The organism is Streptomyces sp. NPDC048291 (assembly GCF_043201715.1).
GTDB lineage: Bacteria > Actinomycetota > Actinomycetes > Streptomycetales > Streptomycetaceae > Streptomyces.
In genome coordinates this window covers 484,874-501,905 of the sequence record NZ_JBICZC010000002.1, presented here as the reverse complement: position 1 = coordinate 501,905, position 17,032 = coordinate 484,874, and the positions used below count along the sequence as shown (strand labels likewise).

General features: G+C 70.7%; 13 protein-coding genes and 1 tRNA gene. 3 read left to right on the top strand and 11 right to left on the bottom strand.

Annotated elements, in window-relative coordinates:
• Positions 1-16: 16 nt before the first annotated feature.
• The 4 genes from ACGF5O_RS06545 to ACGF5O_RS06530 form a co-directional block, all read right to left on the bottom strand.
• Positions 17-1,012 (bottom strand): hypothetical protein, encoded by a 996-nt coding sequence (locus ACGF5O_RS06545; RefSeq protein ID WP_393808777.1) that lies wholly within the window; start codon positions 1,010-1,012, stop codon positions 17-19.
• A 66-nt stretch (positions 1,013-1,078) separates the two neighbouring features.
• The gene (locus tag ACGF5O_RS06540; protein ID WP_393808776.1) at positions 1,079-1,834 is read right to left on the bottom strand and encodes a ferritin-like domain-containing protein; all 756 of its coding nucleotides are present in this window, start codon (positions 1,832-1,834) and stop codon (positions 1,079-1,081) included.
• On the bottom strand, positions 1,831-2,472 hold the full coding sequence (locus ACGF5O_RS06535; protein WP_393808775.1) for a ferritin-like domain-containing protein: 642 nt from the start codon (positions 2,470-2,472) through the stop codon (positions 1,831-1,833). The genes ACGF5O_RS06540 and ACGF5O_RS06535 overlap by 4 nt, the downstream gene beginning before the upstream one ends.
• Complete coding sequence (locus tag ACGF5O_RS06530; RefSeq protein WP_393808774.1) at positions 2,469-6,044, bottom strand: putative Ig domain-containing protein; 3,576 nt, start codon at positions 6,042-6,044, stop codon at positions 2,469-2,471. Before ACGF5O_RS06530 ends, ACGF5O_RS06535 begins: the two co-directional genes overlap by 4 nt.
• Positions 6,045-6,488: 444 nt before the next feature.
• Here ACGF5O_RS06530 and ACGF5O_RS06525 point away from each other — a divergent pair, with 444 nt between their 5' ends.
• The gene (locus tag ACGF5O_RS06525) at positions 6,489-7,118 is read left to right on the top strand and encodes a response regulator transcription factor (RefSeq protein ID WP_384031128.1); all 630 of its coding nucleotides are present in this window, start codon (positions 6,489-6,491) and stop codon (positions 7,116-7,118) included.
• A 91-nt stretch (positions 7,119-7,209) separates the two neighbouring features.
• On the opposite strand, the gene ACGF5O_RS06520 is transcribed toward ACGF5O_RS06525, so the two are convergent.
• The 5 genes from ACGF5O_RS06520 to ACGF5O_RS06500 all read right to left on the bottom strand — a co-directional run bounded on the left by ACGF5O_RS06520 (position 7,210) and on the right by ACGF5O_RS06500 (position 13,099).
• Positions 7,210-9,375 (bottom strand): LuxR C-terminal-related transcriptional regulator, encoded by a 2,166-nt coding sequence (locus ACGF5O_RS06520; RefSeq protein ID WP_393808773.1) that lies wholly within the window; start codon positions 9,373-9,375, stop codon positions 7,210-7,212.
• Positions 9,376-9,959: 584 nt separating this feature from the next.
• Positions 9,960-10,032, bottom strand: a tRNA-His gene (locus ACGF5O_RS06515).
• A 113-nt stretch (positions 10,033-10,145) separates the two neighbouring features.
• The gene (gene orn / locus ACGF5O_RS06510; protein WP_351497616.1) at positions 10,146-10,748 is read right to left on the bottom strand and encodes an oligoribonuclease; all 603 of its coding nucleotides are present in this window, start codon (positions 10,746-10,748) and stop codon (positions 10,146-10,148) included.
• A gap of 477 nt (positions 10,749-11,225) precedes the next feature.
• A complete protein-coding gene (locus tag ACGF5O_RS06505) occupies positions 11,226-12,398 on the bottom strand; it encodes a helix-turn-helix domain-containing protein (RefSeq protein WP_362582996.1) in 1,173 nt (390 codons plus the stop codon).
• Positions 12,399-12,775: 377 nt separating this feature from the next.
• On the bottom strand, positions 12,776-13,099 hold the full coding sequence (locus tag ACGF5O_RS06500; protein WP_393808772.1) for a hypothetical protein: 324 nt from the start codon (positions 13,097-13,099) through the stop codon (positions 12,776-12,778).
• Between the two features lie 329 nt (positions 13,100-13,428).
• Here ACGF5O_RS06500 and ACGF5O_RS06495 point away from each other — a divergent pair, with 329 nt between their 5' ends.
• Together ACGF5O_RS06495 and ACGF5O_RS06490 are read left to right on the top strand one after the other, a co-directional pair.
• On the top strand, positions 13,429-13,956 hold the full coding sequence (locus ACGF5O_RS06495) for a universal stress protein (RefSeq protein ID WP_362582990.1): 528 nt from the start codon (positions 13,429-13,431) through the stop codon (positions 13,954-13,956).
• Positions 13,957-14,110: 154 nt separating this feature from the next.
• Entirely contained in the window at positions 14,111-14,677 is a 567-nt protein-coding gene (locus tag ACGF5O_RS06490) for a GPR1/FUN34/YaaH family transporter (RefSeq protein WP_393808771.1), read from the top strand.
• Positions 14,678-14,892: 215 nt separating this feature from the next.
• On the opposite strand, the gene glmS is transcribed toward ACGF5O_RS06490, so the two are convergent.
• Positions 14,893-16,710 carry a glutamine--fructose-6-phosphate transaminase (isomerizing) gene (glmS, locus tag ACGF5O_RS06485; protein ID WP_393808770.1) on the bottom strand — a complete coding sequence of 606 codons (1,818 nt, stop codon included), beginning with the start codon at positions 16,708-16,710 and terminating at the stop codon, positions 14,893-14,895.
• Positions 16,711-16,740: 30 nt separating this feature from the next.
• The gene (locus ACGF5O_RS06480) at positions 16,741-16,998 is read right to left on the bottom strand and encodes a hypothetical protein (protein WP_362582982.1); all 258 of its coding nucleotides are present in this window, start codon (positions 16,996-16,998) and stop codon (positions 16,741-16,743) included.
• Between the last annotated feature and the right edge of the window lie 34 nt (positions 16,999-17,032).

Sequence of the window (17,032 nt, the reverse complement as noted above, 5' to 3'; positions counted from 1 at the left end):
GATCCGGCGCCGTGCGTCACGCCTGATGGGAAAGGACCAGCTCCAGCAGCTCGCTCAGCTCTTCCGCGCTCAAGTCCTCGGGCGCCGCGAGCAGTTCTTCGAGCTGCGCTTTCTGTGCGTCGGCCATCAACTGCGTGACAGTCCCGAAGAACATCTCTCCGGCCTGGCTGCTCAGGATCTCCTCGGCCTCTTCGGCCGTGAGTTCGGCCTCCGGGTCGAAGACCCGCGCGTCCAGCCCGTCCGCTACGGCCTCCAGGATGGCCACCTTCTGGGCATGCGGTGCGGGCTCCTCGACCACCGCCTCGGCCGGTTCTGGCTGGGCCGGCTCGGGCTGGGCCGGTTCGGGCTGGGCCGCAAGCAGGCCCTCCTGCGCCAGCAACTGCTCGTACTCGTCGTGCCAGACGGCCGCGTCCCGGGAGGCGCCGAACACCCACCGCCCGTCGACGGCCTTCATGAAGTGGTCGCCGTAGGGTTCGATGATCTCCGCGTGCCCATGGGCGGCGTCGGTCGCGTCCTGCTCGTACTGGTCGTACCGGACCTGAAGGATCTGCCAGTCGGCCGAGTCCGGCTCCGAGGCGTAGAGCCACTGGAACTCATGCGTTCCCGGGAGCTTGGCGTACTTGTAGTACTGAGTGCCCTCGACGGGCTCCGCGGGATCGAAGTCCGGATTCGGCTGCGGCTGGGCCTGCTCGTTCTGGACCCGCCACTGCTCGACGACGCCCCCGAAGGTGTCGACGAACATCTCCAGTTCGCTCTGCCCGGCGTCCTCCCGCAGCGAGGAGTGGAACAGGCCCTCGGTGTCCGGGTCCGCCCATTCGGCGAGACACTCGGCGACCCAGCTGTCCTCCTGCTCGAACCACGCACGGTCCTGGTGGAAGACCAGCGGCACCAGGACCTCGTTGAGCCAGTCGACGTCACCGCGTTTCGCGTCGTTCGCCAGCTGGACCGGGCTCTCCGCCTCCTCCTCCGGGACGGCCTGCGCGGGAGCCAGGAGCGCCTTGAACATCGGCATCAAAGGGATTGTCTGCTGCAAAGAGTCCTCCTGGGGAGATCGCTCGTGCGCGTTCGCGGCGAGCCTTCATGCCGTCAGTTCCGTGGTCCGCAGAACCTCGTTCGTACCGAGGAAGTTCGCGGTCCAGGGCTGTCCGCCGAGCACATAGCCGAGCGTCGCGGCGTGCATCGCCTCGACGGGCGCGATCGTGGCGGCGGCGGTCACGGCCGGCCCGACGCCCGCCAGGCTGCCGGCCGCGGCCGTGTGGGTCTGCGCCGCCTGGTACTCCAGGTCCTGCACCGCGGACACGACCTCGTCCACGTGCGACGCCGCTTTGATCCGGTCCAGCAACCGTGTGTGGCCCGAGAGCGGGACCCCGGTGACGACCGGCTTGCGCGCCTCGCGCAGGATCGCGTTCCAGGTCGCGGCGTGCTGGGTGTGATGGGCCGCCGCGGTCCGTACGAACGCCGTGAGCGCGGGTACCTCCGGGCCGAGCCGCCCGGCGCGCAGCACCGCGTCGACCGCCCGGTAGGCGATCACCGCCTGGTTCTCCAGCGCGGCGGCCAGGGCCACGGTCCGCAGGTCTCCGGAGTACGGCGACGACGCGTGCCGGCCGCTGCCGCCCCCGTCCATCGCGAGGCCCACCCCGATCCCCGCGGCGCCCAGGACGACACCCCCGGCCCCCAGGATCAGGGACCGGCGGGACGGCGCCCTCTTCGTGTTCTCCGCGCCGGGTGGTGCCTCCTCCGCGTCGAGTGCCTCCTGCCCTGCGTCGAGTGCCTCCTGCCCCGGGTCGGGGGGCTGCCCGCCGTCCACGTCGGGCACATGCTCGGTGCCGGTCACCGCACCGCTCCTTCGTTGATCGCGGACGCGGCCGTGGTGGGATAGACGGCGTGCGGAACGCCGACCGTGCCCGCCGCCGCCGGGACTGCTCGCGCCGTGGCCCCCCGCGCGTGCGCCGCGGTGGTGCCGTTCTCCGGCAGCATCCGGAGGATCAGCAGCTCCGCACCGTGCTGCGCCTCGACCGAGGCGACGTTCACGAACAGCGAGCGCAGGCCACCGCGCTCGGCCAGGCTCGCGTAGCGGGTGCAGGTCCCCGCGTTGTTGCCTTCGAGTTCGGTGAGCAGGCTCACCAGGGTGTCCGGATCGGTCATGGCGGCCAGCCGCCGGCGCACCGTCGTGGCGTACAGGGGGTCCGCGGCATGCTGCGGGGCCCCGCCGGCCCTGACCACCGCCTGGTTGAACGCCTGCGCGTGCGCCAGGTGGTGAGCCCGGTTGCGGGCCACCAGAGCCCGCAGCCGAGCGCTTCCCCGGACCACGAAGGGCAGTTCGGCCGCGGTCGAGTAGGACTGGACGGCGAGGTTCTCCAAGGACGCGGCGGTCTGCAGCACCAGCACGTCCAGCGGGGGCACCGGCGGGGCCATCGCGGCAGACGACCCGGTGGGCGGGCTGTCGGGCGACCCGCTCGGTGATCCGGTCACTGGGAGCCTCCACCGGTCGCACCGCCGCCGGAAGCCGGCGGCGTGGGGGCGGGCAGGGTCCTGATCGACTCCGAGTAGGTGGCCGTGACCTTGTTGTCGCTGTCGTGGGGGTCGGTGGAGGTGACCGTCACGGTGAAGGTCGCCGTCCCGTCGGTGAGATCGTCGATCTCTCCGCTCATCGTCCCGGTGGAGGTGTCGAAACTGTCGCAGTCGAGGCCGGATTCGTCGCACACCGCGGGGCTGACGTCGTACGAGTACGTGCCGGCGCCGTAGCCGCCGCTCGGGCTGCCGACGGTCACGTCGAAGTCCGTCAGCGGGGTACCGCCGGTCTGGGTGTGCGTGCTCCTGTTGAACTGCACGGTCAGCGCCGGCACGGCGGCCTTCACGTGCACCGTCGTGGTCACGGACTCGCCCAGGTCGTCCTTGACCGTCACCTGCCCCGTGTAGTCGGTCGCGGCACAGCTGACCGTCACGGTCCCGGTGGGCGGTCCGTCCGCGGCGGCGGGGTTCGCGCACGTCCCGTCCGGGGTTCCGGTGACCTCACCCGTCGACGCGTCGATCGACATCCATGCCGATCCCGGGCCGGGGACCAGGGTGAACCTGTAAGGCGCCAGACCGTCGGCCGGCTGGACGGTTCTGCCCTGGAAGCGCGTCCCGACCGTACCGTTCCACGGGTCCGGGGTCTGCACGGTCAGGGGGTTGACGACGGTGATGGAGATGCTGGTCTTCGCGGTCACCGTGTAGTCCGTGGTATCGCTCACCGTGACCGTGAACTGGTACGTCCCGGCGCTGGCGGGCGACCGCACGGTGCCGGTGACCGCCCCGGTGGTGGAGTCGAGCCCGAGGCCGTCCGGCAGCGCTCCCTCGGTCACCGACCAACTCCGCTTGCCGGAGCCGCCGGTCACGTTGGTCGGCGCGAATCCCTTGTACGGGAATCCCAGGGCCGCCTCCGGAATCGTCGAGGGCTCCTGGAAGCCCAGCGGCAGCACGACCGTCAGCGACAGACCCGACTTGGTGTCCGTCTGGGGCGTGGGACCCGAGTCGGTCACGGTGACATCGAGCGTGACATCGCCGGTCGACTCCGGTGTACCGCTGATGACACCGGTGACGGGGTCCAGGCTCAGGCCGTCCGGCAGCGGGGTGTCCTTGGACAGGGCCCAGGTGTACGGGGCCGTGCCGCCGACCGCCTTGAGGGTCTGCGCGTACGGTTTCCCGGTCAGCGCGTGGGGCAGCGGTGAGGTCGTGATGATCCCCAGCGAGGCCACCACCGTCAACGTCAGGGTCTTGGTGGTGGTCAGCGGGGGCTTGCTCGAATCCGTCGCCTGCACACTGAACGGGAAGCTGCCCGTCGCCTGCGGCCGGCCGGTGATCGAGCCGTTCGACCCGAGCGTGAGATCGTCCGGCAGCGTACCCATCAGCGTCCACACGTACGGCGCGGTGCCGCCCGCCGCGGTCAGCTGCGCCCCGTAGTCCTTGCCGAACGTCGCCTGGGGCAGGCTCGACGTCGTGGCGGCGAACCCGGACACCACCTCCAAGGTGAACGTCTGGGACTTGGTGTGGGCGGGCATGGCGGAGTCGGTGACGTACACGGTGAACGTCGAGGAGCCGGCCGCCTGCGGCGTTCCGCCGATCACACCGGTCTTCGGGTTGAGCGTCAGCCCCGCGGGCGCCGAACGGGGCGCACGGGAGATCGACCACGTGTACGGCTCGACGCCGCCGGAGGCGCTCAGCGGCTGCGAGTACAGCGCCTTGGTGACCCCGTCCGGCAGGGACAGGGTGCCGATCCCCAGCGGGTTGGAGACCGTCAGGGACAGTGCCTGGGTGGCCGACTGGTTCGGCCTGGCCGAATCCGTGACCTGGACGGTGAAGTCGAAGACGCCGGCTGTGGTCGGGGTACCGGTGATCGCCCCGGAGCCCGGGTCCAGGCGCAGCCCGTTCGGGAGCACCCCCTTGCCCGCGGCGAGCGCCCATCGGTAGGGGGCGGTGCCGCCGATCGCCTCAAGTGTCTGCGAGTACGGGCTGCGCGTGGTCCCTCCGGGCAGCGTGGAACTGTTCACGGCCAGCGAGTTGCGGACGGTCACCTTGAACGTCCTGGTGGCGAACTGGGCGGGCGGCCCGGCATCCGTCACCCGCACGGTGAACGTGCTCGTCCCGGCCATGGCCGGGGTTCCGGTGACGGCTCCCGTCTGGGGCGAGAGCGAGAGGCCCATCGGGAGCGCCCCGGACTTGACCTGCCAGGTGTACGAGCCGGTGCCGCCGGTGGCGCCGAAGGACTCGGAGTAGGGCTTGCCGCGCGCCGCCTGGGACAGCGAGGTGCTGGTGACCGACACCGGGCTCACCACGTTGACGGTCACGGAACCGGTCAGGATCGCCGGGCTCGTGGGGCTCGGACTCGCGGTGCCCGCCGTCGGACCGGGCGTCGCGCCGGCGGCGGACGGGGACCCGGACGTGGCGGCGTCGGGGGAGTGCGTACTTGCGGCGGGGGACGCCGTGTCGGTGGCGCCGGTCGCGGTGATGATCGCCGTGCCCGGGTTGTGCGCGGTCACCACGCCGCTCGACGAGACCGTGGCGACATGCGGGGCGGACGAGGTCCACACGAGCTTGGGGTGTGCGCCGGTGCCGCCGGAGAAGTCGCCGGTCGCCGGGACGGTCGCCCCCGTGACGACGGTCGGCGAGGCCAGCTTGACGGTCAGCACGGTGGGCGGCGCGGGCTTGGCGGCTTTGGCGGCCTTGGTGGGTTTGCCGCTCGCCATGGCCTTGGCCGCGGCCGACTTCGCGGCGCCGGCCGCGTCCTGCGCGTCGGCGGCCGCCGACGCGGCGGAGTGCGCGACGGGCTGGAGCACGGTCATCCACAGCGCGAACAGCAGGCCACAGGCCACCACCGTGATCCCGAGCACCGGCAGCAGCCATTCGGGCAGCGTCTGCTTCTCCAGCATCACGCCCTCGGCCCTCGCGGCCTCGCCCCGCTCCGGCAACGCGGAGACCTCGAACGGCAGCGTGCGGTTGGGCCCCTTCAGGAACGTCTTGCGGGGCACGGCCTTCAGGCGCACGAAGGTCGCCGTGCCCGGTCTGGCCACGAACAGGGCGGGCTTCGTCCTGAAGCCCAGCTTGACCTCCGGGTCGAGCGCCTCGACCCGCACCTGCTCCGGCCTGTTGCCGCGGTTCTCCACGACAAGCTTGAAGCGCGCCGAACGCCGTCCCGTCGAGCTCTTGGGCACCAACTGTGCGCTGAGGTCGCCGAATTCCCCGACCCTGACGGTGCCTTCTTCGATGCACGAGCCCGCGGAGTCCTCGGTCGACATCGCGCGCAGCCCGAACCGGACCTCGCCCGGGGCCTGGGAGGCCGTGCGCGGCGGCCGGAAGCGGACCCGGACCTGCTCGACCGCGCCCGGCAGGAGATTGGCCTGCGCGGGTTCGACGTCGGTCCACTCGGCGGCCTCGCCGAGCACGTCGAGCAGGATCCGGTCGACCACCATCCCCGTGTTCTCCACGCGTAGGACGCACACGGCTTCCTCGCCCGGCACGACCTCGACCGCGTCGTTGTCGTCCGCGAAGACGACGGAAACTCCCATCGGCCCGGTCCCCCCTTCCTCGTTCCTCGTCCACGTTCCTCGGGAATCGCGCTGCCGGCCGTTCTGCGCACCCCGGGCCGTTCGGAGGAGAGCGCGCGTCAGTACGGCACGCGGCGCGAAGCGTCCCGGCGTGCCGGAACAGAGTGGCATCGGGCGCGGACCGGCGCCTGCGTGAACGTGCAGCAAAAAGCGCAGCCTGGACGCGAGCGCCGGCTGCTCGCGGAGAGCGCGGTACTGCCGCTCTCCGCGACACCCGGTGCGCGATTAGGCACCGCCTAGGAGCTTCCCTAGTCGACACCCCCAGCCGGGATGTGGTCATTTTGTGAAGAGGCCGCACACGTAGCGCGCACTTCACGGCGAACCAGCCTCCTGGAGTGGCACCGGATCCGGCCGCAGCGGCCGGCGTATCCGCCTCGGCCGGCCATCTGACCCTGGGAGGTCGTTTTGGAACGTCGGATACCGGTGTCGATCCACGCGGACGACCCCATCACGCGGGCGGGGCTGACGACCGAGTTGCGCCAGCGCGCCGAGGTCGAGCTCGTCGACTTATCGCCCCTGGGCGGACCGGCCAGAGTGGTGGTGTTCGCACTCGACGCGCTGTCGGCGTCGGCCCTGGAACTGATCAGGGCGGTACGCTCGCGCGACGGGGCGCAGGTCGTGCTCGTCCTCTCCGCCCTGTCGGACGACGAACTGCTGGCGGTCGTCGAGTCGGGAGCCTACGCGGTGCTGTGGCGGTGGGAAGCCACCGCCACCTCGCTCACCGAGGCGGTGATCAGGGCCGCTTCGGGCAACGCGGCCCTGCCCTCCGATCTGCTGACCCGTCTGCTGAAGCAGGTGGGACGGCTCCAGCAGCACGTGCTGCGTCCCCAAGGCCTGAGCCTGACCGGACTCTCCGACCGCGAACGCCGGGTGCTGCGCCTGGTGGCAGACGGCTTCGGCACCGACGAGATCGCGGGCGAGCTCGCCTACTCCAAACGCACCGTGGCCAGTGTGCTGCATGACGTAACGGTCCGTTACCGGCTGCGCAACCGCACCCACGCGGTCGCATTCGCCATCCGCGAAGGTCTGATCTGAGGACTGCGGCCGAAGGATTCAGGGCTACGCCGGGATTCGACGCCGGAGCGCCGCTCGGGAGCGTGCGCACCGCCGGATGCACCTCGCTGCCTCACTGCCGCGGCCGGGCGGTCGGCTCGGTCTCGGTCCCCTTCTCGCCGCCACCGTCGGTCAACGCGTCCATCTCGGTGCGGAGTCGGCGGCGCGAGGTGATGCCCAGCTTGGCGAAGACGTTGCCCAGGTGGTACTCGATCGTCTTGGCACTCACGAACAGGGCCCGTGCGATCTGCGGGTTCGTCAAGCCCTGTGCGGCCAGCTGTGCGATGCGGTACTCCTGTGGGGTCAGGGAGACGGGCGAGCGGCCGGCCGTCTCGACGCCCCCCTCCACACCACCGGTTCCGGCCCAGGGGATGTGCGCGCCGACATCCTGCAGTTGTCGGAGACACTGCTCCGCGAACGGACGCGCACCGAGCTCGACGTAGCGGCCGTGTGCGGACAGCAACCACCTGATGGCCGACCTTCGTCGCCGCGTGCCCAGCAGCAGCCTGCCGTAGTCGTGTTCGAGCTGAGCGAGGGCGAACGGCGAGTCCTCGTCGGCCGGCTGCTCGACCGTCGCGGCGAGCCGCTCGGCCGCGGCGGCCACGTGCCCCTCGGCGGCTTCGAGCCGGGCTTCGAGCCGGGCCATGGCCGTCGTCGCGAGAGCACCGGGCTCGACGGCGGCGCGCAACGGGGCGAGCGCGGCGTGCGCCGCGGCGAGCCGGCCGGTGTCGATCAGAGCCGCGATGTACAAGGGGCGCCACAACAACTGCTCGGTCGAGAACAACCCCAGCTGGGCGGCCAGGGGGGCGAGCGCAGCCAGTACGCGGCCGGGCTCCCCGCGTGCATGGGCCAGTGTCGCCGCGGCCAGTGCCGGAAACACCGCGTAGCGCGCCGGACCCAGTGTGTGCTGGTCCCTGGCCAGGGAGTCCACCCGCTCCGCGGCCACCTGCCAATCGCCGCGCAGAGCGGAGATACTCGCCGTAAGCGCGGCCGCCGGGATGGCGTGGCGCCGGTCGTTGCGAGCCTCGGCCACCCGGATGCCCTCGTGGGCGTCGCGCAACGCCGCTTCCCAGTCGCCGAGTTGGAACTGGGCGAAGCCGAGCAGGGCGTACGACAGCGGAAGGACCGGTCCGACCGGGCCGTCGTACGAGCGCACAACCCATTGGAGATCGTTCATGGCCTCGCTGGGCCTGCCGCTCTGGAGCAACCACATGCCGCGAGCCCACCGTAAGATCCCGTGCCCGGGCCCGTGGGCATCCGACGCACCGAGCTCAGGCGCGAGCAGCTCCAGTCGGCGAAGCGAAGCGTCCGCCGAACGGTGGATCCTGCCGTGCGCGTCCGCCGCGAACCACACCGACCATTCCCTGAACTCCTCCGGGAGCCCTTCCTGCGCCAGCAGGGCCAACGCGACCCGCTGCTCGGCCTTGTGGTCCCCGCTGTCCGCGTGCAGGGTCGCGGCCGCGAGCTCCAGGGCCGCGCGCTCCGCAAGGGGCCGGCCGTCGACGAGTCTCCTCGCCTGATCGAAGAGCGACTGTGCGGCTTCGAACCGCGCCTCACGCGCGGCCAGCTGACCGAGGAACAGGTTGCGCTCCACACTGGGCTTCAGAAGGGCGAGCCGTTGTCCGAGCGCCGCCGCCCATCCGGCGGTGGGCATGAGCTGACCCCACAGGGCCGCGATGAGCAGCCTTCGTTCCTGCTCGCCCCTGTCCACCGAGACGTCGGCGGACCACAGCAGGAGGGTTCCGGCCCGTTCCGTGTCTCCGGCCTGGTGATAGCGCGTTGCCTCGTTCTCCAGCCGCGTGGCGAGTTCGGGATCGCTCCGGCCGGTGCCGAGCAGCGCGTGCTGGAGCCCGTGGACGCCGCTGACCTGCTTGGCCGAGGCGAGGTGCATCGCCCGACGCAGGGGTGCGGGCAGGTTCCAGTACACGACGCCGTGCAAGGACGGGGAGCTGATGCCGACCGGTTGGGCGAGGCCGCGCGGGAACCAGGTGACGAACCCGGCCTCGATCAGGTCGTGGAGCGCGGCGCTGGGATCGGCCACGTCCGCGATGACGGAGAGGATCGGCAGCGGGGTCTCCTGATCCACCACGGCCATCGCCGCCAGCAGACGCAGACTCGGCTCGGGTAATTCGTCGAGCGTGCGCGCGATTTCATGGTGAAGCGTCGCAGCGGTCTCCGCTGCCGTGCCGAGGCCGTCTGCTGCGGCCGTGGGCTGCGGGGTGGGAGAGAGAGCACTCATGCGATGGCCTGCTTTCCGGTGTCGACCAGCAGAATGTGCATGACGACATCTCTCCTTCTTGCGTGCTCATGACAACTCGGAGTTCCATGGGCACCCTTGCGTCAGGTGGAATCCAATGATACGAGCTTCGAAAGGTTAACCGGGGCGCCGTAAGGGCCGGATCAAATTGACGCCTTGGTCGTCCGGCGCCCGCTGCCCGGCCTGAATGCCCGGATCGCCTGCGCCGACGGGTGCCTGGAGGCAAGGACGCCCTGTGGACGCGTGGGTCGGGGTCTGGGGGCGCGGATCCCGGCCCGACCGCTCGTACCGGGGCAGAGTTGCCGGGCTTCCGCCCGGTACGGAAGCCGACGCTGACGTTCGTTCAGACGCGTCGAAGTATCCGCAGCGCCCTTTCCCTCCTGGCGGAAGGGCCCATGAGTGTGTGACCGGATGCATGCACTGAGTGAGGTTCTGTGGCGGACTTGCGGCTGCCGCTCCTTCCCGGACGGTTCGAGTCGCGGGTGGATGGGCAGCGGTTCGGCCGTGACCAAACGGCGGACAGGCCCGTGATCTGCTTTTCCGCAGATCACGGGCCTGTCCCTAAGGGTGAGTGACGGGACTCGAACCCGCGACATCCTGGACCACAACCAGGTGCTCTACCAGCTGAGCTACACCCACCACGACCGGCGGTGACTTTGTGGTTTCTCCGACCGGCCGAGAAAAAGTGTACAGGGTCCGAAGGGGTGCTCGCGCACGGCTTTCCCGAGCCCCTCCGGAGACCTCCTGAACGCCTACTCCGCAGGCAGGACGTGCTTGGCCGCGATCGTCCGCGCGGTGTCCGAGTCCGGGCCGGGCTGCGGTACGAAGATGGCCTCGCGGTAGTAGCGCAGTTCGGCGATCGACTCGCGGATGTCGGCGAGGGCGCGGTGGTTGCCGTTCTTCTCCGGGCTGTTGAAGTAGGCCCGCGGGTACCAGCGCCGGGCCAGCTCCTTGACGCTGGACACGTCGACGATCCGGTAGTGGAGGTATCCCTCCAGGGCCGCCATGTCCCGGGCGAGGAAGCCGCGGTCGGTGCCGACGGAGTTTCCGCACAGCGGGGCCTTGCCGGGTTCCTTCACGTGTTCCCGTACATAGGCCAGGACCTGCTCCTCGGCCTCGGCGAGCGTCGTGCCGCCCGCCAGTTCGTCGAGGAGCCCGGACGTGGTGTGCATCTGCCGCACCACCTCCGGCATCGTCTCCAGTGCCTTGGCCGGCGGACGGATGACGATGTCCACGCCCTCGCCGAGCACGTTCAGCTCGGAGTCGGTGACCAGTGCGGCCACCTCGATGAGCGCGTCGTCGGACAGCGAGAGGCCGGTCATCTCGCAGTCGATCCACACCATGCGATCGTTCATGCGACCACCCTAAAGCTGACGTCGGCGTTTGGGTGCCCCCGGTGCAACCCCGACGCCTGCGGAGGCTGCCGCCCCCGCACTCCCGCACCCCTGGCCTACGGCCTCGTCCTCGAACGCCGGACGGGCCGGGTGGGGGTGGCTGGGCGGGTCGGCGGTGGAGCGCCGTCGCCCTTGGGGGCCGGTGGTCGGGAGGGCGTGGCCTGCGGCTGGCCCCCGTTGTCTTCGGGCTCGTCGCCGTGTCCCGCGGGGTGGGCGGGGGTGCGCCGTGTCCTGCCGGGTCAGGTTCTCGGCAGGACACGGCGCAGGCGCAGGCGCAGGCGGCGGGCGCGGCGGTGTGCCGTCGGCTTCTGGTCCCGCGACCTCTTCCGCCTCTTCTACCTCTTCCGCCTCGCCCCTTGTCCTGCCGAGTCGGGGGACGCGTGGGCGAAGGGAGGGCTGGGGCGCCCACCCGAGGGTTCGGGTGGGCGGCCCGGGAGATCAGCTGCCGGTGCGGGGGCCAGGGAGGCTGGCCGAGAGGCCTACCGTGGCTGTCCTGCGGGTCTGCATCGGCAGTACGCCCTCGGGGTACGGGACCGCGAGCGGACCCGTGGGCGGCAGCGGGGCCGGTTCCGGTGTGTCGGGGCGCTCGGACTGCGGGCGGCGGGCCCGGTACGCCGCCCGGTACGCCGCCGGGGACGAACCCAGCTGGCGACGGAAGTGGCCGCGCAGCGCTACGGGGGAGCGGAAGCCGCAGCGGCCCGCCACCTCGTCCACCGAGTAGTCCGACGTCTCCAGGAGGCGTTGCGCCTGGAGGACCCGTTGCGTGATCAGCCACTGGAGCGGGGCCGACCCGGTCAGCGAGCGGAAGCGCCGGTCGAAGGTGCGGCGTGACATGTACGCGCGTGCCGCCAGCGTCTCCACGTCGAACTGCTCGTGGAGGTGCTCCAGCGCCCAGGCGACGACCTCGGCGAGCGGGTCGGCGCCGATCTCCTCTGGTAAAGATCGATCGAGGTAGCGCTCCTGACCGCCCGACCGGCGCGGCGGGACCACCAGGCGGCGGGCGAGCGCGCCGGCCGCCTCGTTGCCGTGGTCCGTCCGCACGATGTGGAGACAGAGGTCGATTCCGGCCGCCGTACCGGCGGACGTGAGGACGTCGCCGTCGTCCACGAAGAGTTCTCGCGGGTCGACGTGTACCGACGGATAGCGCTTGGCCAGCGTCGGTGCGTACATCCAGTGGGTGGTGGCCGGGCGGCCGTCCAGCAGGCCTGCGGCGGCCAGCACGAACGCGCCCGTGCACAGCCCGACTATGCGGGCCCCTTCCTCATGGGCGCGGCGCAACGCGTCCAGCGCCTCTTCGGGCGGCGGCGCGGTGATCGAGCGCCAGGCCGGTACGACGACCGTGCCGGCGCGTGAGATCGCTTCCAGGCCATGCGGCGCGGTGAGTTCCAGGCCCCCTGTGGTCCGCAGCGGGCCTTCCTCGCCACCGCACACCAGCAGTCGGTAGCGCGGTACGCCGGCGTCCTGGCGGTCTATTCCGAACACCGACAGCGGTATGGAACTCTCGAAGATGGGGCCGCCGCTGAACAGCAGCACCGCGACGATCTCCTTGCGGCGTCGCCCGGACAGTTTCCGGGCCGCGGCTTCCGGCGCGGCAGTGGAGTCGTGGCTCATCCTGCTAAGCCCCCCTCGGTGGTCGCGGCTCCTCGGTTGTGTCGCTCCTGCACGTTTCCCCTCGGTCCTGCACGAGTCCCCCGCCGTAAGACGTCAAGATCGAATCTACTGGTTTCCGCGGCGTCGCGTTGACCAGTTCGACACGCCGTCGATTGTCGACATGACAACTTGGCGTGAAGCATTCGATCACGAAGGGTTGCACTCACGGGCCGTGCAGGGAAGTGCGCCTCGTGGCAGTGGCCAAACCGCGTAGGGTGCGGAGGGTCCCGCAGACCCTTTCCGTGCAGGTGGAACGGGGGTTGGGGGGTGGTTGACGCACCTCCTGTGCAGGTCCGCCAAGTTGGCTGAAAAGAAGCGTTGGTGTGCGCGGAAACCGGTCAGTCGACCGGTGTACTGCCCCGGGTGTGACGTCCGCCTCCCCGGGCCGCCGTCCCGCGCTCGTCGCCGAGTCTCGCGCCGAGCTCCGAACGGCGCAGCAGGAAGTGGCACGCGGCGGTGACGGCGGCGAGGCCGAGGGCGGTTCCGGCGGCGCCGGCGGGCGGGGTGCCGTACAAGAGGAGTACGACGGGGACGAGCGCACAGGAGAACGCGGCCCAGCGGACCACGTCGCCGGCGGTGTCCGGAGCGCGGCGCGGGGCACGGCGCGGGGCGGGGCGTGCGGCGGGGCGCGGGGCGGGGGTGGTGCGGCGCGGTCCGGACATGGTGGTACTCCCTCGTGACGCACTCGTACCGGGATCAACGCGCGTTCGAGCGGTCGGTCACCGTGCGTGGGGTTCCGCTGCTGTCCGAATCCTGTGCAAACCGCCTGTACGGGGCAGCAACCATTGCGTTACGGGCGCGGCTCGTGCATGCTCCCTGGAACCCCTAACCGACTCCGGGGAAGGTCCCCTACGGAGAGTGCGCGGGATCTGGGCTGAGGAGGCGTGCAGCCGTACCCTTGGGGGTATGGGGTTGGGAAGATGTTTCCCGGACACAAGCTCGCCGCACACTGTCGTCCCTCCCACACAAGGATCACTACGCCGAGACAGCCATGGCCGGTCACGAATTCTTCGATCCAGCGGACCGCAAGCGGCCGGTCGCCGACCCCACGGCGGCCGACGCGCTGGCGGCGGAAGAGCCACGCCCTTCCTGCGATCCAGCCTTCAAGCACGGAGTGGTCGTCGGCTTCGACGGCTCCACCTCCAGTGAGCGCGCTCTCGCCTATGCGATCGGGATGGCACACCGCTCCCGCGCAGGCCTGATCATCGTCCACGTCGCCAACCGACTGCCGACCACCGTGTGGGCCGGCTGCGAGCCACCCGTCTTCGTCGACGTCCCGGACCACCGGACGGAGGTCCTCGGGCTGGAGCTCGCCTGCGCCGAGTACCTGGCCGAGGTGCCCTGGATCCTCGTCGAGCGCGGCGGTGACATCTGCCACGAACTCGAAGAGGTGGGGCGGGAGTACGAGGCCGACGCGATCGTCGTGGGGTCGACCCACGGGATCGTCGGGCGGATCTTCGGCTCCGTGGCCGGTCGGCTCGCCAAGCGGGCGAAGCGACCTGTCGTTGTCATTCCGTAACTCCACGTTCGCCCAGGTGAGATGTGCCGTGGGAACGGTCCGGCTCTCTTCGTGCAGTGCCTGAAATTCCTGGCGTGCAGAGGTGTTTGTGCCCTTGTGAAGGGCATATATCGGTCACCGCGCACAACTGCACAAAGCATGAAGGGAGCCCGCCGTGGACAACGACGTCTCTGCGGGAAGCGGAACCACCACCGTGGCCGGTCGACTCGCCCTGGGTATCACCCTGTTGGCGTTCGGACTCGGCACCACCGGTGTCATCGACAACGTCACCACCTCTGACGCCGTGTCAATCGCCCACTACGTGGGCGGAGTCGCCCTCTTCCTCGTCGGCCTGCTGGCCTTCCGGGACCGTGACGCCGCGAACGGCACGGGCTATGTGGCCCTCGGCGCCCTCTGGTTCACCTGGGCCGTCTCGTCCGGCGGCCACACCTCGGCCAACGGCGCCGGGCTCTTCCTGCTCCTCTTCGCTCTCGTGGCCCTGTCGTTGACCCTCGCGGGCGGCGACCAGCTCGGACAGGCCATGCACGGGCTGCTGTTCCTGGCGATGCTGGTGCTCGCCGTCGCGCAGTTCGCCGACAGCTCGTCACTGACCAAGGTCGGCGGCTGGGTTGCGGTGGCGGCGGGGGCGGTGGCCTGGTACGCCGCGACGGCCGCGCTCGCGCACTGGCCGACGGTGCTGCCGGGGCGGGCTGCCGGCCGTGGGGTGACGGCCCACGGCTGATATGGCAGCCGACGCCGGGGAGTTGGGCGTCCCCGGCGATCCAATGAGCGGACCCTCGCGTGGCCGGTGGCACACGTGGGGGTCCGCTCGGTTTTGCCGGCCCGTGCGGGTGAGTGGGGGTTGCTCGCGCAGTTCCCCGCGCCCCTAAAGGAACAGGGGCGCGCCCCTTTAGGGGCGCGGGGAACTGCGCGACCAGCCCCCACCGGCCGGCACTCCTACTCCACCGTCACCGACTTGGCGAGGTTCCTGGGCTTGTCGATGTCGCGGCCCAGGGCCTTCGCCGTGTGGTACGCGAGGAGCTGCAGCGGGATGCCCATCAGGATGGGATCCAGCTCGTCCTCGTTCTTCGGGACGACGATCGTGCGGTCGGCCTTCTCCTGGTGCTGGTGGGCCACCGCGAGGATCTTGCCGCTGCGGGCCTTGATCTCCTCCAGGGCCGCGCGGTTCTTCTCCAGGAGGTCGTCGTCGGGGACGATCGCCACCGTGGGCAGGGCCGGCTCGATCAGCGCCAGCGGGCCGTGCTTGAGCTCGGACGCCGGGTACGCCTCCGCGTGGATGTAGGAGACCTCCTTGAGCTTCAGGGAGGCCTCCCGGGCCACCGGGTAGCCCCGGACGCGGCCGATGAAGAGCATCGAGCGGGCCTCGGCGTACTCCTTGGCCATCTGCTCGATCTCCGCCTCCTGCGCGAGGATCTCCGAGATCTGGGCCGGCAGCTTGCGCAGGCCGTCGATGATCCGCTTGCCGTCGCGGACCGAGAGGTCCCGGATGCGGCCGAGGTGGAGGGCGAGGAGCGCGAAGGCGACCGTTGTGTTCGTGAAGCACTTGGTGGAGACCACGCAGACCTCCGGGCCCGCGTGCACGTACGTGCCGCCGTCCGCCTCACGGGCGATCGCCGAGCCCACCACGTTCACCACGCCCAGCACCCGCGCGCCCTTGCGCTTCAGCTCCTGGACGGCGGCGAGGACGTCGTACGTCTCACCGGACTGGGAGACCGCGATGTACAGGGTGTCGGGGTCGACGACCGGGTTGCGGTAGCGAAACTCCGACGCAGGTTCGGCGTCCGCGGGGATGCGGGCCAGCTCCTCGATCAGCTGGGCGCCGATCATGCCCGCGTGGTACGAGGTGCCGCAGCCGAGGATCTTCACCCGGCGCACCGCACGCGCGTCCCGGGCGTCCAGGTTGAGGCCGCCGAGGTGCACGGTGGAGAAGCGGTCGTCGATCCGGCCGCGCAGCACGCGGTCGACCGCGTCGGGCTGCTCGAAGATCTCCTTGTGCATGTAGGTGTCGTGGCCGCCCATGTCGTACGACTCGGCCTCCCACTCCACGGTGGTCGGCTCGGCCGTCGTCCGGGTGCCCTCGGTGGTGTAGGTGCGGAAGTCGTCGGCCTTGAGGGTGGCCATCTCGCCGTCGTCGAGGGTCACTATCTGGCGGGTGTGGGTGACCAGGGCCGCGATGTCGGAGGCGACGAACATCTCCTTGTCGCCGATGCCGAGGACCACCGGGGAGCCGTTGCGGGCGACGACGATCCGCTCGGGGAAGTCGGCGTGCATGACCGCGATGCCGTAGGTGCCCTCGATCAGGCGCAGCGCCTGGCGGACCTTCTCCTCCAGGGTCTCCGCCTGGGAGCGGGCGATCAGGTGGGTGAGGACCTCGGTGTCGGTCTCCGAGAGGAACACCACACCGTCCGCCTCCAGCTTGCGGCGCAGCTCCGAGGCGTTGTCGACGATGCCGTTGTGGACGACGGCGACCTTCTGGTCCGCCGACATGTGCGGGTGGGCGTTCACGTCGGAGGGGGCGCCGTGGGTGGCCCAGCGGGTGTGGGCGATGCCGGTGGTGCCCTTGAAGCGCGCGGGTACCTTGGCCTCCAGGTCCCGGACCCGGCCCTTGGCCTTCACCATCTTCAGCCCGGCCGTCTTCGGGGCGGAGACGACGATGCCCGCCGAGTCGTACCCGCGGTATTCCAGCCGCTGGAGGCCTTCGAGGAGGAGGGGGGCGACGTCGCGCCTACCGATGTATCCGACAATTCCACACATATATAGGTGTTCCGTATTCCTAGGTCGTAGTCATCCGTAGACCATGCGGCGCAGCTGCCGGAGGGTGAGCTCCGGCGGGGCGACCGCCCTGTACTGCAGATCCGCCGCGATCCGGTCGAAGATCTCCGCGTTGACCAGGCCTTCCGCCTGGAGCTCGCGGTGGCGGCGGCGGACGTAGTCCGCGGTCGTCTCGTCGAAGTAGGCGAGCACGTCCTGGATCACCCGCAGCGCCTCGCCCCGGCTCAGGGGCGAGGACCGCATCAGATGATCAACGAGTTCGTCGTGCACCCGGTAGATCCTCGGGTACCGGCGTCGGTTTCGC

What these genes read in the sequence shown, in the direction of transcription:
- ACGF5O_RS06530 (WP_393808774.1), bottom strand. Translation starts at nt 6,044, where the DNA reads ATGGGAGTTTCCGTCGTCTTCGCGGACGACAACGACGCGGTCGAGGTC.
- ACGF5O_RS06505 (WP_362582996.1), bottom strand. Translation starts at nt 12,398, where the DNA reads ATGAGCCACGACTCCACTGCCGCGCCGGAAGCCGCGGCCCGGAAACTG.
- ACGF5O_RS06520 (WP_393808773.1), bottom strand. Translation starts at nt 9,375, where the DNA reads ATGAGTGCTCTCTCTCCCACCCCGCAGCCCACGGCCGCAGCAGACGGC.
- ACGF5O_RS06495 (WP_362582990.1), top strand. Translation starts at nt 13,429, where the DNA reads ATGGCCGGTCACGAATTCTTCGATCCAGCGGACCGCAAGCGGCCGGTC.
- glmS (WP_393808770.1), bottom strand. Translation starts at nt 16,710, where the DNA reads ATGTGTGGAATTGTCGGATACATCGGTAGGCGCGACGTCGCCCCCCTC.
- ACGF5O_RS06500 (WP_393808772.1), bottom strand. Translation starts at nt 13,099, where the DNA reads ATGTCCGGACCGCGCCGCACCACCCCCGCCCCGCGCCCCGCCGCACGC.
- ACGF5O_RS06545 (WP_393808777.1), bottom strand. Translation starts at nt 1,012, where the DNA reads ATGCCGATGTTCAAGGCGCTCCTGGCTCCCGCGCAGGCCGTCCCGGAG.
- orn (WP_351497616.1), bottom strand. Translation starts at nt 10,748, where the DNA reads ATGAACGATCGCATGGTGTGGATCGACTGCGAGATGACCGGCCTCTCG.